This is a genomic window from uncultured Bradyrhizobium sp. (assembly GCF_936943645.1).
Taxonomy (GTDB): Bacteria; Pseudomonadota; Alphaproteobacteria; order Rhizobiales; family Xanthobacteraceae; genus Bradyrhizobium.
Genome location: NZ_CAKZJO010000053.1, coordinates 158482 through 173130, shown reverse-complemented (window position 1 = coordinate 173130; position 14649 = coordinate 158482). Strand labels below are relative to the sequence as shown.

Sequence of the window (14649 nt, the reverse complement as noted above, 5' to 3'; positions counted from 1 at the left end):
GGATTCGGGATGCGGATTCTGGGGGCAGCATTGGCGATCGGGCTGGCAGCGTCCTGCATTGCCTCCGCACGTGCGCAGTCGATCAATCCCGGCGTGATCCAGAACGACGTCGACCGGCAGAGGCGCCAGCTCGAACAGCAGAGCGCGCCGCCCAAGATAACGGGGCCTGCGGTGATCGGCGGCGAGCGGGAAAAGTCCCAGCTTTTGAAGCCGGGCGGGCCGAAATTCCGCTTGCGCAAGGTCACGTTCGACGAGTCCAAATTCATCACACCGGCGGAGCTGGACGAGATCGCGAAGAAGTATGTCGGCAAGGACGTCGACATCGCAGCGCTCCTGCAGCTCGTCGCCGACATCAATGCCGTCTATGCCGCGCGCGGCATCGTCACGGGCATCGCGACGCTACCCGAGCAGGACGCCAAGGGCGGCATTGTTCGCGTTAAGCTCACCGAAGGCCGGCTCCAGAAGACGTCCGTCGAGGGCAACAAGCAGACCCGCACCGATTACATCCTCGATCGCGTGAAGGAGCCCGAAGGCGAGGTCCTCGACGTTCCCAAGCTCAACCGCGACGTGATCTGGTTCAACCGGACCAACGACGTGCAGATCAAGGCGCTGCTGCAGCCCGGCACGAGCTTCGGCCTGACCGATCTCCAATTCGCCGTGATCGAGCCGCCGGTCGACACGTTGCAGCTCTTCACCGACAACCAGGGCTCGGAGAACACCGGACGCTGGGAGGGCGGGGCCTTCTACAAGCGCCACGGCCTGTTCGGCGTCGACGACCGCCTGACTTTCTACGGCGTTCGCTCCGACGGCAACCTCAACGGCAATGTCGCCTACAACATCCCGGTCAATCCCTGGGGCGGCCGCGCCGGCGTCAGCTATACCGAAGGCAAGATCAAGATCGTCCAGGGCCCGTTCGTCGCGCTCGACGTCACCGGCCGATCGAGCCAGGCTGCGGTCAATTTCAGCCAGCCGGTCTGGGTGACGCAGGACTGGCTGGTGCTGCTCAACGCCGCCCTGACCGAGGGCAAGACCGTCAGCCGCTTCGCCACCGTCGCGGTCACCGACGATCACTACGACAAGTCCACGGCGGGCGTCTCGGTCACCAAGTCCGGCAACACCTATTCGATCACGGTCTCGCCGGCGGTCAACTACGTTGCCTGGCACGACCACGTGCTCGGCAACAACCGTGCGTTCACCACCTATACCGGCTCCATGCTTGCGACCAGCGCCGCAGGGCCCGCGAATTTCAGCGCCAATGTGCTGGCGAGCTGGCAGTACACGCAGGAGAAGCTGCTACCTGGCGACCAGATCTTCTCGATCGGCGGCCCCACCACCGTGCGCGGCTATCCCTCCAACGCCGCCTCCGGCGACAGCGGCTATTATTTCAACGCCGAGCTGCACTACAACTGGTCGCAATGGCTGAAAGGTTTCGACACCTACGTCTTCACCGACTGGGGCGCGGTGTATTCGACCTTCCCTGGTGTCACCGAAATGGCCTCTGTCGGCGTCGGCTTCTCCTGGACCTATGCGCAGTTCATGACCTTCGAGGCGAATTACGCGACGCCGGTGAAGATGGCGGTGTCCACCCAGAACCATTACGAGGCCTACGGCCGCGTCATCTTCCGGCCGCTCCTGATGTTCCAGAAGCAGGAAAGCGCCGCGCCGGTTGCGGGCAGGAACAGGTCGTAGCGGCGACCTGACGCTCTCTCCCCGTCATTGCGAGCGCAGCGAAGCAATCCAGAATCTTTCCGCGGAGGGGTTCTGGATTGCTTCGTCGCAAGGGCTTCTCGCAATGACGGAGGATGGTGCGGTGTTCTAACGCCGCAGCGTGAACTCATCCGTCCCACGCCGGTGTTCCCATTTCGCCTGCTGCAGCTCCGGCTGGGCGCACTCGACTTCCGGGTAGCCGATGCAGAGATAGGCAATGAACTTCCAGGTCTCGGGCACGTCGAGAATGGCGTGCATGCGATCCGGGCTCAGGATCGACACCCAGCCGAGGCCGATGCCTTCCGCGCGCGCGGCGAGCCACATCGCGGTGATGGCGGCGACAACCGAATATTCCGTCGTCTCCGGCATGGTGGCGCGGCCGAGGCCGTGGCCGATGTCGCTGGCCTTGTCGGCGAACACGGCGAGGTGGCCGGGCGCCTGTTCGAGGCCCGACAGTTTCAGCGTGGCATAGCGCGCGGCGCGCTCGCCGGAATAGCAGCTCAAGGCATCGGCATTGCACGCTCTGAAATCGTCGATCACCGCGCGGCGTCGCGCAGCATCGTCGACAATGACGAAGCGCCAGGGTTGGCTGAGGCCGACCGAGGGAGAGAGGCAGGCGGTTTCGATCAGTCTGTCGATGGCGCGTTCCGGCAGCGGGTCGCTGCGGAAGCGGCGCACGTCGCGGCGCCACACGAACAGCTCGTGCAATTGCCGGCGGAACGTGTCGTCGAACGCGACCATGAACTAGCCTTCCATCTGGAAGGCGGCCGCAACGAGCAGGATGAGAATCTCACCGAGCTGCTCGAACGCCCCGAGGATGTCGCCGGTCTGTCCGCCGATCTGGCGGATGGCGAGCCGCGCCAGCACCAGGCCTGCGAGCGACAGCAGGATCAGGCCGACCAGCGCCCTGCCCGGCCCCAACGCCAGGGCGAGCACGAGCGTTCCCAGTGCGAACGCGACGGCGATGCTGCGGCCCGGTGGTGCTCCGGCACTCGCCGAAAGCCCGTCCGGCCGTGCTGGCGGGACCAGGGCCATGAAGGCCGGCACGCCGGCGCGGGCAGCCGCGTGCGCAGCGCACAGTGCGAGCGCGACGGCGACGGGATTAGCGATGGTCGCAAGGGCGCCCCAACGCAGGCCGAACGACAGGATCAGCGCGCAGGCACCGTATGTCCCGACCCGACTATCGCGCATGATCTCGAGCTTGCGCTCGCGCGTGCGGCCGCCGCCGAGCCCGTCGGCGGTGTCGGCGAGACCGTCTTCATGCAGCGCGCCGGTGATAAGGGCGGTCGTAGCCAGCGCGAGCAGCGCGGCAAGGTTCGGCGTCAGTCCAACGCGGATGGCGGCCTTGTAGACGAAAGCACCGGCAAGGCCGACCAGCAGTCCCGCAACGGGAAGCGCCCAGGTCGCGCGCGCAACGGCGCCATCGGCTGCCGGCTTCGACGATGCCACCGGGAGGATCGTGACGAACGATGCCGCCATCCTGAGATCGGCAACGATGTCCTTGAGAAGCTCGGCGCGCGACATCATTTCAATTTCATGGGAAGGCCGGCGACCACGAACTCGACCTCGTCGGCCACCGCGGCGATCATCTGGTTCATGATCCCGGCGGCATCGCGAAAGCTGCGCGCCAGCGCGTTGTCGGGGACGATGCCGAGGCCGACCTCGTTGGTGACAAGGACGACGGGGCTTTTCAGGCAGGGCAGCGCGCTGGCGAGCTCGGTCACCTCACGTTCCCAATCGCGCTCGGCGTGCATCAGGTTGGAGAGCCACAGCGTCAGGCAATCCACCAGCCTTGCGCTGTCGCCATCTGTCGCGACCAGCGCGGGCACGAGCTCGAGCGGTACCTCGCGTTCGAGCCAGTCGGTTCCTCGCCGCGCGCGATGCTTTGCTATGCGGGCCTCCATCTCGGCATCGAGCGCCTCGGCCGTCGCGACATAGACGGGTTGACCGGGAAAGGCGCGCGTGCGCATTTCCGCACGCTTGCTCTTGCCCGATCGCGCTCCGCCCGTGATCAGTATGACGGCCATCAAAGTCTCCTTGGGGCCTGACTAATCACCAATCACGGCCAAAGACAAAGCCGAAATCAGCGGGTCGGGGGCTTGCGCTCAGCCCACGCTTTGCGCAACAGGGGCGGGACAGGAGGCGGGTTTGGGCTTTGCGGGCGCGATGGTGGTGGCGATGGCGGTGGATGCCCTTCTGGGCTGGCCATCGTGGCTGTTCGCGCGGATCGGCCACCCCGTGACATGGCTGGGGCGGCTGATCGGTGCCATCGATCAGGGCTGGAATCGCGAGTCCGATCCGCCGGGGTTGCGCCGCGTTGCCGGCATCGCCGGCGCACTTCTGGTGATCGCACTCTCTGCCGTGATCGGCTGGGCGGTTCAGTCCTTGCTTCCCTCGGGCTGGATTCAGATGGTGCTGATTGGCGTCATGGCCTGGCCGCTGGTTGCGCTGCGCTCGCTGCACGATCATGTCGCAGCCGTCGCGGATCCCTTGCTGGCGGGCGATGTCGCCGCTTCACGCGATGCGGTCTCGCGCATCGTCGGCCGCGATCCCGCCGCGCTCGATGACGCCGGCATCGCGCGCGCGGCGATCGAAAGCCTCGCCGAAAACGCTTCCGACGGCATCGTCGCGCCGGTGTTCTGGGGCGCGCTGTTCGGCCTGCCGGGCATTCTCGGCTACAAGGCCATCAACACGTTGGATTCCATGATCGGCCATCGCAACGAGCGGCATGAGGCCTTCGGCTGGGCCGCGGCGCGCATCGACGATATCGCCAATTTCATCCCGGCACGGCTGACCGGCTTTCTGTTCGTGCTGCTGGCGCCGAGGCGATCCGATGCGCTGTCCTGCATGACACGCGATGCGCGCCGTCATCGCTCGCCCAATGCCGGCTGGCCGGAGGCGGCGATGGCCGGCGCCCTCGGCGTCCGGCTCAGCGGTCCCCGCATCTATCACGGCAGCACGACGAACGAGCCCTGGCTCAACGAAGGCGCGCGTGATCCCCGCGCCGCCGATATTGGCGAGGGATTGACGGTCTACCGCCGCGCCATGCTGCTGCTCGCCGGCGTGCTTGCGATCCTCGCCTTCGCGTGAAAGAACGGGGCATGCGCGAGCACGGTGGAAATCTCGATCTGGCCCAGCAGCGTTTCGGCGGGCGCGCGGAGGACTGGATCGACCTGTCGACCGGGATCAACCGGCTGCCTTATCCCGTCGGCGAGATATCCGCGCATCATTGGCAGGCGCTGCCGTCGCGATCCGGGATCGAGGCGCTGCATCAGGCCGCTCAGCACGCTTATCGGACGCGCGCGCCGCTCGCCGCGCTTGGCGGCGCGCAGGCTGCCATTCAATTGCTGCCGCAATTGGCGCCGCGCGGTCGTGCGCGCATCCTCGCGCCGACCTACAATGAATATGCCGGTGTGCTGTCGGCCGCAGGCTGGGATGTGCAGGAGGTTGGAGAGCCCGATGCGCTTGAAGGCGCGGACCTCGCCATCATCGTCAATCCCAACAATCCCGACGGCCGCCGCCATTCGTCGAAGGATCTGCTCGCGCTGCAGCCCCGCGTCGGCCGTCTCGTGGTCGACGAGAGCTTTGCCGATGCGGTTCCGCAACTGTCGCTCGCGTCGGAAGCGGATCGGCCGGGGCTGCTGGTGCTGCGCTCCTTTGGAAAATTCTACGGCCTGGCCGGCCTCCGGCTCGGATTCGCAATCGGTCATGCCGCCGACATCGACAAGCTGCTTGCGATGTCGGGTCCATGGCCGGTGTCGGGCGCGGCCATCGCGATTGGCTGCCGCGCCTTGCGCGATGATACCTGGGCCGAGGCCACGTCCGCGCGGCTTGCGCGCGACTGTGTCCGGCTCGACGAGATGGCCCATGCGCAGGGCTGGCGGCTCATCGGCGGCGCATCGCTGTTTCGTCTCTACGAAACGCCGGACGCATCGGCTGCGCAGGAGAAGCTGGCGCGTGGCCACATCTGGTCGCGCGTTTTCGCGAAAGAGCCGACATGGCTGCGGCTCGGGCTTCCCGGCGGCGAGGCCGAATGGATGCGTCTTGCCGAGGTGCTAGCGCGCTAGCGCAAGCATTCCCTCGACATCGAGATGCTTTTCGATGTGATCGGCCAGGGCGTCGAGCGCGCTCTCCACCCTGGCATGATAGGGCTCGCCGCCTGCGGGAATGTCGAGCTTGGCGAGGTACGCCTTGCGGAAATCATCCGACGTGAACAGGCCGTGCAGATAGCTGCCCTGCACGCGGCCGTCGCGCGAGATTGCGCCTTCCGGCTCGCCGTTCAGCTTGGCGAACGGACGGGCGCGATCGGGGCCGTCGGTACGGCCGATGTGGATTTCGTAGGCCTCGATCGGCTGGTCCGTGGCAGCATGTACAGCTGTGACACGCGTCAGCGTCTTCTGCGGGCTCATCACCGTATCCACATCCAGCAGCCCAAGACCTGGTGTATCGCCTGCGGAGCCTTCGATGCCATCGGGGTCCGCGACGCTACGTCCGAGCATCTGATAGCCGCCGCAGAGCCCGAGCACGTGGCCGCCCCTGCGGTGATGTGCGAGCAGATCGATGTCCCATCCCTGCGCGCGCAGGAAGGCGAGGTCGCCGCGGGTGGACTTTGAGCCGGGGATGATGACGAGCCTGACGTCGCCGGGGATCGCTTCGCCCGGGCGCACCATGACGAGATCGATGCCCGGCTCGAGCTTCAGTGGATCGAGATCGTCGAAATTGGCGATGCGCGACAGCGCGAGGCAGGCGATCTTGCACTGGCCGGGCTTGCGTGCGTCGGTCAGGCCGAGCGCGTCCTCGGCCGGCAGCTCACCGGCGCGCGCAAACCATGGCAGCACGCCGAAGCCGCGCCAGGATGTCTTTTGTTCGATCAGCCTGTAGCCGTCGTGGAACAGCGTGGGATCGCCGCGAAACTTGTTGATGACGAAACCCTGGATCATCGCGGCATCGTCGGGGTCGATCACCGTCTTGATGCCGACGAGCTGGGCGATGACGCCGCCGCGACCGATATCGCCGACCAGCACGACAGGCACGTCGGCCTTGCGCGCAAACCCCATATTGGCGATGTCGGACTTGCGTAGATTGACCTCGGCCGGACTGCCGGCGCCTTCGACCAGCACCAGATCAGATCGCTCCTTCAGCCGCTCAAAGCTCTCCATCACGGCGCCCATCAGCGACGGCTTCATCGCCGCATAGTCGCGGGCACGCGCGGTCGCGATGCGCTTGCCATGCACGATCACCTGGGCGCCCACGTCGGTCTCGGGTTTGAGCAGCACCGGGTTCATGTCGGTGTGCGGCTCGACGCCGGCGGCGAGCGCCTGCAGCGCCTGGGCGCGGCCGATCTCGCCGCCGTCGACGGTGACGGCCGCGTTGTTCGACATGTTCTGCGGCTTGAACGGGAGCACGCGCAAGGCCCGCCGCGTGAAGGCGCGGGCGAGCCCGGCGACGATGAGCGACTTGCCCACGTCCGAGCCGGCCCCCTGGATCATCAGCGCGCGTGCCATCGCATTCAGAACTCGACGCCGGCCTGCGCCTTGATGCCGGATCGGAAGGGGTGCTTGACCAGCGTCATCTCGGTGACGAGATCGGCGATCTCGATCAGCTCGTCCTTGGCGTTGCGCCCGGTGAGCACGACATGGGTCATCTCGGGCTTCGAGGTCGTCAGGAATTCGACGACTTCGGCGATGTCGAGATAGTCGTAGCGCAGCGCGATGTTGATCTCGTCGAGCACGACCATGCGCAGGTTCTCGTCGAGGATCAGCTCCTTGGCCTTCTCCCAGCCGGCGCGGGCGGCGGCGATGTCGCGGGCGCGGTCCTGCGTCTCCCAGGTGAAGCCTTCGCCCATGGCGTGGAACTGGCAGAGCTCGCCGAAATGGCCGGTGAGCAGGCGCCGCTCGCCGGTATCCCAGGCGCCTTTGATGAACTGCACGACCGCGCAAGGAAAGCCATGCGCGACGCAGCGCACGATCATGCCGAAGGCGGAGGACGACTTGCCCTTGCCGGCGCCGGTGTGGACGATGATGAGGCCCTTTTCGCCGCTCTTGGTCGCCATGATCTTGTCGCGGGCGGCCTTCTTCTTCGCCATCTTCTGGGCGTGCCTGATGTCGGTATCCTCGGGGGTTTGAGTATCCGGTTCAGGCGTCATGGGTCCCGGTCCTTCGGCTTGACAAGAGGCGGCCACCGGCAAATGGTGGCCCGGCGTTGGTTCCTGTCCTATGACAGGCGAAGAGGGAATGCGATAGGGTCCGAATCGGCAAGATTTGGGTCCAAAATGCAGCCGCCCCCGCGACCGTGACCGGAGAGATGCCCGAAGCCACTGATTCCCTCGGGGAATCGGGAAGGCGGGGATCGAAGGGCCAAAACCCTGCTCCGCAAGCCGGGAGACCTGCCAGCGCGGACGAGTTTTGGACCGGCGGACGGGGTGTTCCGCGACGGGGAAACGGGCCTTCCGACGAATGGTCCGTGTGCCTCATCGCCTCCCGCTGATATCTGGAAGAGGCGATGACCGTCACACTTCATGTCTGCATCACCTGCCGTGCCGGCCAGACGCTCGGCGAGGGCGAGACCACGCCCGGCAAGCGCCTCCACGGCGCGATCCTCGAGGCCGGCGTGCCCGAGGGCGTCAATGTGGTTCCCGTGGAATGCCTGTCGGCCTGCAGCCAGGGCTGCTCGGTCGCGCTCAGCGCGCCCGGCCGCTGGTCCTACGTCTATGGCCGCCTGTCGGACGTGAATGCGCAGGACGTGGTCGCGGGCGCTGCGGCCTATGCGGCTGCACCCGACGGCCTCGTGCCCTGGCGCAGCCGTCCTGAAATCTTCCGCAAGCAGTCGCTTGCGCGCATTCCCCCCATTGCCGCGTTGCCGGAGGCCGCCGAATGAACTCGCTCGCAAAAATCCCGGTCACGGTGGTCACCGGTTTCCTCGGCTCTGGCAAGACGACGCTGATCCAGCATCTGCTCAGCAATCCCAATGGCAAGAAGCTCGCGGTGCTCGTCAACGAGTTCGGCAGCGAGGGCGTCGACGGCGAGATCCTGAAATCCTGCGCCGATGCGAATTGCCCGGAGGAGAACATCGTCGAGCTCGCCAATGGCTGCATCTGCTGCACCGTCGCCGACGATTTCATTCCGACCATGGAGCAATTGCTGGCGCGCCCGGTGCGGCCCGATCACATCCTGATCGAGACCTCGGGTCTCGCTTTGCCCAAGCCGCTGCTCAAGGCGTTCGACTGGCCCGAGATCCGCTCGCGCATCACCGTCGATGGCGTGATCGCGCTGGCGGATGCCGAAGCCGTCGCCGCCGGCCGCTTCGCGCCGGACCCGGATGCGGTCGAAGCGCAGCGCGCGGCGGACGAAAATCTCGACCACGAGACGCCATTGTCGGAAGTGTTCGAGGACCAGATCGCCTGCGCCGATATCGTGCTGCTGACCAAGGCCGATCTTGCGGGCGCTGCCGGCATTGAAGCCGCCAAGGCCACCATCACCGCCGAGATGCCGCGCCGCGTGCCGATGCTCCCTGTCACTGACGGCGCGATCGATGCGCGCGTCATCCTCGGACTCGGCGCCGCCGCCGAGAACGATCTCGCCGCGCGTCCCTCGCATCACGACGGCGAGGAAGAGCACGAGCATGATGATTTCAATTCTGTCGTGATCGATCTTCCTGAAGTTGCCGACGTCGATGCGCTGGTCGCATCGGTCCAGAAGCTCGCGCGCGAGCAGAACGTGCTGCGTGTCAAGGGCTACATCGCGGTCGCGGGCAAGCCGATGCGCCTCCTGCTGCAGGCGGTCGGCGAGCGCGTGCGCCACCAGTTCGACAAGCCCTGGGGTGCCGGCAACAGGCAATCAAGGCTCGTCGTGATCGGCGAGCACGGCGATATCGACGAAGCCGCGATCAAGGCAGGACTTGGTATCTGATGCACGTCGTCTTCCGCGAGAGCCGCGGTCTCGAGGAGACCGCGACGCCAAGGGACATCGGCCAGGACCCGGCCGATCTCGTTGTGCTCTCGTATTCGGATTCCGACCTCGCTGCGTTCGCGGCGGGCTGGCGGCGGGGGCGCGCGAGCCTGCCGTCGCTGCGTCTCGCTAATCTCGCGGAGCTGCGTCATCCGCTGTCGGTCGACACCTATGTCGAGCGCACGCTGTCGCAGGCGCGCGGCATTCTGGTGCGCCTGATCGGCGGTGAGTCCTATTGGCCCTACGGCCTCGCCGCGCTTCAGCAACTCGCGAAGGACCGCGGCATCGTGCTCGCCGTGCTGCCGGCCGATGGGCGCGATGACGTCAGGCTCGATGCGTATTCGACCTTGCCGGTCTCGACGCTGCGAAGGCTCAAGGTGCTTTGCGACGCCGGCGGCCCGGTCGCGGCGCAGGCCGCGATCGCGCAGCTCGCGCTGGCCTCGGGCCTCTATGCCGGGCCTGTCATCGGCGAGATGACCGTGCCCGAGATGGGATTTTACGATCCCGCGCGCGGCGTCGTCGCTGCGCCCGCGGCGGAAGCGAAGCCGCTCGCGCTCGTGACGTTCTATCGCTCCTATCTCACCGCTGCCGACACCGGCCCGGTCGATGCGCTGATCGCGGCGTTGCGCGAGAAGGGATTCGACGCCTATGGCGTCTTCGTCACCTCACTGAAGGCTCCAGGCGTCGCCGATTGGCTGCGCGCGTATCTCGCGCAAAATCCTCCGGCCGCGATCGTCAACGCGACGGCGTTTTCAGCCCTGGGGGACGAGGGCACAACGCCCTTCGATGCCGCGTCGTGTCCGGTGTTCCAGGTTGCCCTCTCCACCGCGCGGCGCGAGGACTGGGCGAACTCGCTGCGAGGTCTCTCGCCCGGCGATCTCGCGATGCATGTAGTGCTGCCCGAGGTGGATGGCCGCGTCTTCACCGGCGTGGTGAGTTTCAAGTCGGCGTCAGAGCGCGATGCCGATCTGCAGTTCTCGCATCTGGCGCACCGGCCAGATGAGGAGCGTGTGAAAGCCGTCGCCGCGCGTGTCGCGGGCTGGCGGCGCCTCGCGGAGACGCCGGTTGCGGAGAAGCGGCTGGCGATCGTGCTCTCGAACTATCCGGGGCGACCGCACCAGATCGCGCATGCGGTCGGCCTCGATGCGCTGGCGTCGGTCGAGGCCTTGCTGTCCGATCTCGCGGAGGCCGGCTACGACGTTGCGCCGGTGCCAGCGCTCGGCGAGTCGCTGCTGACGAAACGGCTCATCTGGAGCGTTGCCGCGTATCGCGCCGCGCTCGCGCGCCTGCCGCAAGCCCTGCAGGACGATCTCGCGCGGGCCTGGGGCGCGCCGGAGACGGATCCGGGCTGCCGCGACGGTGCATTTCATTTCGCGGCCATCGCGTGCGGCCGCTCGATCATCGCGGTCCAGCCGGAGCGTGGCGATGCGGCCACGCGCGATGCCGACTATCACGATCTGGCCCGCACGCCGCGCCACGCCTATGTCGCGTTCCATCTCTGGCTCCGCGAGCAGGGGATCGATGCCGTCGTGCATACGGGCGCGCACGGCACGCTGGAATGGCTGCCCGGGAAATCCGTGGCGCTGTCGTCCGCCTGCTGGCCGGAAGCGCTGATCGGCGATCTCCCCGTCATCTATCCCTTCATCGTCAACGATCCCGGCGAGGCCGCGCAGGCCAAGCGGCGTATCGGTGCCGTTACCATCGGCCATCTGCCGCCGCCGCTGGAGACATCCGCGGTGCCGGACGGCTTGCGCCGGCTCGAACGCCTGCTCGATGAATATTCGACCGCCGATGGCCTCGATCCCGCGCGCCGCCAGCGGCTGATCGCCGCGATCCGCGACGAAGCGCGCGCGGCGGGTCTCGAGGACGATCTCGGTCTCGAGGCCTCGTCCGCGCCGGCCGAAGCGATCCCGCGCATCGACCGCTTCGTCTGCGATCTCAAGGAAAGCCAGTTCGGCGATGGCCTGCACGTGTTCGGCCGCGGCGCTTGCGGCGAAGCGGAGCGGCATGCGTTGCGTGCCGCGCTTGCCGGCCGGCGCGTTGCGCCGGGCCCATCCGGCTCGCCCTATCGCGGCCGTCAGGACGTGCTGCCGACCGGGCGCAATCTCTTCGCCGTCGACCCGCGCGCGGTGCCGACGCCCTCGGCACATGCGCAAGGGATAAAACTCGCCGAAGAGCTGCTGCGCCGCCATTTGCAGGATCACGGTGACTGGCCGAAAGGTCTCGTGGTCGATCTCTGGGGCTCGGCGACGATGCGCACCGCGGGCGAAGAGTTCGCGATGGCGCTGCATCTGGCCGGGCTCGCGCCGCGCTGGGATCACGCCTCCGGCCGCGTCACCGGTTATGACATCGTCGCGCCGGCTGAGCTCGGCCGTCCGCGCATCGACGTCACGTTGCGGGTGTCCGGCCTGTTCCGCGATGTCTTCGCGGGCCTTGCGCAATTGTTCGAGGCGGCGTCCGAGGCGCTCGCAGGCCGCGATGACGAGGGCGAGGACAATCCTTATCGCCACCGCGCCTCGCGCGTGTTCGCGCCGCGTCCCGGCCAATACGGTGTTGGCCTTTCGGCGATTCCCGATGCCTTCACGCCGGAAACGCGCGAAGCTGCAGGCGATGCCTGGCTGTCGGCCTCGTCCTGGGCGTTCGCGGCCGATGGCGAGATGCTCCAGAATCGCGCCGGCATCGAGCAGCGCCTCGCGGCCGCTGACGCCTTTGTCCACGTCCAGGATCTGCCGGAAACCGACCTGCTGCTCGCGGCCGATTACGCCGCCCATGAAGCCGGTGTTGCGGCCGCCGCTGCGCATCTCGGCGCGGCGGGGCCTGCGCTCTATCACCTCGACACGACCCGCCCCGAGCAACCGCACGCGCGCACGCTGACCGAGGAAATCTCGCGTGTCGTCCGCGCGCGCGCGGCCAATCCGGCCTGGACTGGCGGCATGATGCGGCACGGTTTTCGCGGCGCCGCCGAGATCACCGCGACGCTGGAGCACATGGCGGCCTTCGCGCATCTCGCCGGCGCCGTGCCGCCGCATCTGTTCGATCTCTATTACGACGCGACGCTCGGCCATGATGACGTCCGCGCCTTCATGGCGCGCGAGAACCCGACGGCGCTCGCCGCAATGGAAACCTGTTTTGCGCGCCTGCATGATGCGGCGCTCTGGCAGACGCGGCGCAACTCGATCGCGGCTGCCCTGCGGGAGGCCTCATGAGCGCGGCTTCGGTCAAGGGCTGGTGTCCCGGCGCGCTGCGCCCGATGCTGTCGGGCGATGGGCTCGTGGTGCGCGTGCGCCCGTTCGGCGGGCGGCTTGAAGCGTCGCAAATCACCGGGCTTGCCGAGCTCGCCGAGCAACACGGCAATGGCCTGATCGACGTGACCAGCCGCGCCAATCTCCAGATCCGCGGCGTCAGCGAGCAAAGCCATCGGCCGCTGCTCGACGGACTTGCACGGCTGCAGCTGCTCGATCCCGACGCCGACGTCGAGGCCAGGCGCAACATTCTGGTGATGCCGTTCTGGAATGGAGGCGACGAAACGCAGTCGCTCGCTGCCGGGCTGGAGGAGGCGCTCGCCGACAGCGGTCTCGCGCTTCCCACCAAGTTCGGCTTCGCCATCGATGACGGACGCTCGCGGGTGCTTGCCGGAAACTCCGCCGACATCCGCATCGAGCGCGATCGCTCCGGCCGTCTCCTGGTGCGCGCCGACGGCGCGACGCTTGGCCGCTCCGTCGCGCGCGGCGAGGCCGTGAGCACGGCGCTGGCGCTCGCGAGCTGGTTCCTGGTCTCCGGCGGAGTTAGAGGCGGGCGAGGGCGCATGGCAGCCCATATCGCCGCCGGGGCGGTGTTGCCTGCATCGCTCCGCGGCGAGACCGAGCCCGCGCCCGTGATGGCCGCGTCGCGGCCCGGGCAGTATCCGCAAGGCGCCATGGTCGGCGTCGCGTTCGGGCAGATGCTGCACACGACGTTGCATCAATTCGCGGGTTGCGGCCATGCGCTGCGCATGACGCCCTGGCGCATGGTGTTGAGCGAGGGCAAGCGGGAGATGCCGAGCGGGGCGGGTCTCATCACCGAGCCGTTCGATCCCGCACTGCGCGTCATCGCCTGCAGCGGCGCGCCGCGCTGCCGCGAAGCCCATGCCGATACGCGCGCGCTGGCCGCGGCGCTCGCGCCGCGCATTGCCGCCGATGCGCGCCTGCACGTCTCCGGCTGCGGCAAGGGCTGCGCCCATTCCGGCACGGCCGCGGTCACACTGGTTGCAACGCGCGCCGGTTTCGATCTCGTCCGCGACGGCTCGACGCGCGACGAGCCGGCGCTGCGCGGCCTGAACGGCGCCGACATCGTCAGCGATCCCTCCATCCTCGTCGGAGGGCATTGATGCCACACACTTACGAGACCGACGGCGCGGCGATCTACCGGCAATCCTTCGCCACCATCCGGGCCGAGGCCGATCTCGCCCGCTTCTCGCCCGATGAGGAGCAGGTCGTGGTGCGGATGATCCATGCCGCCGGCATGGTCGGGCTGGAGGCGCATATCCGCTTCACATCAAGCATGGCGACAATCGCGCGCGTCGCCCTGCAACGAGGCGCGCCGATCCTGTGCGACGCGCGCATGGTCTCGGAGGGGATCACGCGCGCAAGGCTTCCCGCGGCCAATGCGGTCATCTGCACGCTCGGCGACGAGAGCGTGCCCGCGCTGGCGCAATCCATGCGAAACACCCGCTCGGCTGCGGCGCTCGAACTGTGGCGGCCGCATCTGGACGGCGCGATCGTTGCGATCGGCAATGCGCCGACCGCGCTGTTTCATCTCCTCAACATGCTGGAGGACCATACATGTCCGCGGCCGGCGGCAATCATCGGCTGCCCGGTCGGCTTTGTCGGCGCGGCCGAATCCAAGGCGGCGCTGATGGCTGAGCCACCCGTGCCGGCACTGACCGTGGAAGGCCGCCTCGGCGGCTCCGCGATCACGGTTGCTGCCGTGAACGCGCTGGCGAGCCGGAGCGAATAGC

The 14649-nt window shown here is 67.6% G+C and carries 13 protein-coding genes and 1 riboswitch; of the genes, 8 read left to right on the top strand and 5 right to left on the bottom strand.

Going from position 1 to position 14649, the window contains the following annotated elements:
• Positions 1-9: 9 nt before the first annotated feature.
• Complete coding sequence (locus Q0743_RS12795; protein WP_298241881.1) at positions 10-1689, top strand: ShlB/FhaC/HecB family hemolysin secretion/activation protein; 1680 nt, start codon at positions 10-12, stop codon at positions 1687-1689.
• Between the two features lie 126 nt (positions 1690-1815).
• Here the strand turns inward: Q0743_RS12795 and bluB are convergent, their stop codons facing one another.
• From bluB to cobU, 3 genes are read right to left on the bottom strand one after another with little or no spacing between them, the layout of a single operon-like run.
• The gene (gene bluB / locus Q0743_RS12790) at positions 1816-2448 is read right to left on the bottom strand and encodes a 5,6-dimethylbenzimidazole synthase (protein WP_298241880.1); all 633 of its coding nucleotides are present in this window, start codon (positions 2446-2448) and stop codon (positions 1816-1818) included.
• Positions 2449-2451: 3 nt separating this feature from the next.
• Positions 2452-3234, bottom strand: coding sequence for an adenosylcobinamide-GDP ribazoletransferase (gene cobS, locus Q0743_RS12785; protein WP_298241879.1), 783 nt, complete (start codon positions 3232-3234; stop codon positions 2452-2454).
• Positions 3231-3734, bottom strand: coding sequence for a bifunctional adenosylcobinamide kinase/adenosylcobinamide-phosphate guanylyltransferase (gene cobU / locus Q0743_RS12780; protein WP_298241878.1), 504 nt, complete (start codon positions 3732-3734; stop codon positions 3231-3233). The genes cobS and cobU overlap by 4 nt, the downstream gene beginning before the upstream one ends.
• 121 nt (positions 3735-3855) lie before the next feature.
• On the opposite strand from cobU, the gene cbiB reads away from it, so the two are divergent.
• Both cbiB and cobD read left to right on the top strand, forming a co-directional pair.
• A complete protein-coding gene (gene cbiB, locus Q0743_RS12775; RefSeq protein WP_298241877.1) occupies positions 3856-4797 on the top strand; it encodes an adenosylcobinamide-phosphate synthase CbiB in 942 nt (313 codons plus the stop codon).
• A gap of 11 nt (positions 4798-4808) precedes the next feature.
• On the top strand, positions 4809-5774 hold the full coding sequence (gene cobD / locus Q0743_RS12770) for a threonine-phosphate decarboxylase CobD (protein WP_298241876.1): 966 nt from the start codon (positions 4809-4811) through the stop codon (positions 5772-5774).
• On the opposite strand, the gene Q0743_RS12765 is transcribed toward cobD, so the two are convergent.
• A complete protein-coding gene (locus Q0743_RS12765; protein ID WP_298241875.1) occupies positions 5763-7211 on the bottom strand; it encodes a cobyric acid synthase in 1449 nt (482 codons plus the stop codon). The genes cobD and Q0743_RS12765 overlap by 12 nt on opposite strands.
• A 5-nt stretch (positions 7212-7216) precedes the next feature.
• The gene (gene cobO / locus Q0743_RS12760) at positions 7217-7852 is read right to left on the bottom strand and encodes a cob(I)yrinic acid a,c-diamide adenosyltransferase (RefSeq protein ID WP_298241874.1); all 636 of its coding nucleotides are present in this window, start codon (positions 7850-7852) and stop codon (positions 7217-7219) included.
• A gap of 40 nt (positions 7853-7892) precedes the next feature.
• A riboswitch (cobalamin riboswitch) is annotated at positions 7893-8115 on the top strand.
• A 93-nt stretch (positions 8116-8208) separates the two neighbouring features.
• Here cobO and Q0743_RS12755 point away from each other — a divergent pair.
• From Q0743_RS12755 to Q0743_RS12735, 5 genes are read left to right on the top strand one after another with little or no spacing between them, the layout of a single operon-like run.
• Positions 8209-8583 (top strand): DUF1636 domain-containing protein, encoded by a 375-nt coding sequence (locus Q0743_RS12755; RefSeq protein WP_298241873.1) that lies wholly within the window; start codon positions 8209-8211, stop codon positions 8581-8583.
• Entirely contained in the window at positions 8580-9614 is a 1035-nt protein-coding gene (gene cobW / locus Q0743_RS12750; protein WP_298241872.1) for a cobalamin biosynthesis protein CobW, read from the top strand. The genes Q0743_RS12755 and cobW overlap by 4 nt, the downstream gene beginning before the upstream one ends.
• A complete protein-coding gene (gene cobN / locus Q0743_RS12745) occupies positions 9614-12859 on the top strand; it encodes a cobaltochelatase subunit CobN (protein ID WP_298241871.1) in 3246 nt (1081 codons plus the stop codon). Before cobW ends, cobN begins: the two co-directional genes overlap by 1 nt.
• On the top strand, positions 12856-14019 hold the full coding sequence (gene cobG / locus Q0743_RS12740) for a precorrin-3B synthase (RefSeq protein ID WP_298241870.1): 1164 nt from the start codon (positions 12856-12858) through the stop codon (positions 14017-14019). The genes cobN and cobG overlap by 4 nt, the downstream gene beginning before the upstream one ends.
• The gene (locus Q0743_RS12735; protein WP_298241869.1) at positions 14019-14648 is read left to right on the top strand and encodes a precorrin-8X methylmutase; all 630 of its coding nucleotides are present in this window, start codon (positions 14019-14021) and stop codon (positions 14646-14648) included. Before cobG ends, Q0743_RS12735 begins: the two co-directional genes overlap by 1 nt.
• Position 14649: the final 1 nt, after the last annotated feature.

Coding starts and splice junctions, on each gene's coding strand:
- cobO (WP_298241874.1), bottom strand. CDS start 7,852: ATGACGCCTGAACCGGATACTCAAACCCCCGAGGATACCGACATCAGG.
- Q0743_RS12795 (WP_298241881.1), top strand. CDS start 10: ATGCGGATTCTGGGGGCAGCATTGGCGATCGGGCTGGCAGCGTCCTGC.
- cobW (WP_298241872.1), top strand. CDS start 8,580: ATGAACTCGCTCGCAAAAATCCCGGTCACGGTGGTCACCGGTTTCCTC.
- bluB (WP_298241880.1), bottom strand. CDS start 2,448: ATGGTCGCGTTCGACGACACGTTCCGCCGGCAATTGCACGAGCTGTTC.
- cobS (WP_298241879.1), bottom strand. CDS start 3,234: ATGATGTCGCGCGCCGAGCTTCTCAAGGACATCGTTGCCGATCTCAGG.
- cobG (WP_298241870.1), top strand. CDS start 12,856: ATGAGCGCGGCTTCGGTCAAGGGCTGGTGTCCCGGCGCGCTGCGCCCG.
- cobN (WP_298241871.1), top strand. CDS start 9,614: ATGCACGTCGTCTTCCGCGAGAGCCGCGGTCTCGAGGAGACCGCGACG.
- cobD (WP_298241876.1), top strand. CDS start 4,809: ATGCGCGAGCACGGTGGAAATCTCGATCTGGCCCAGCAGCGTTTCGGC.
- cobU (WP_298241878.1), bottom strand. CDS start 3,734: ATGGCCGTCATACTGATCACGGGCGGAGCGCGATCGGGCAAGAGCAAG.
- Q0743_RS12765 (WP_298241875.1), bottom strand. CDS start 7,211: ATGGCACGCGCGCTGATGATCCAGGGGGCCGGCTCGGACGTGGGCAAG.
- Q0743_RS12755 (WP_298241873.1), top strand. CDS start 8,209: ATGACCGTCACACTTCATGTCTGCATCACCTGCCGTGCCGGCCAGACG.
- Q0743_RS12735 (WP_298241869.1), top strand. CDS start 14,019: ATGCCACACACTTACGAGACCGACGGCGCGGCGATCTACCGGCAATCC.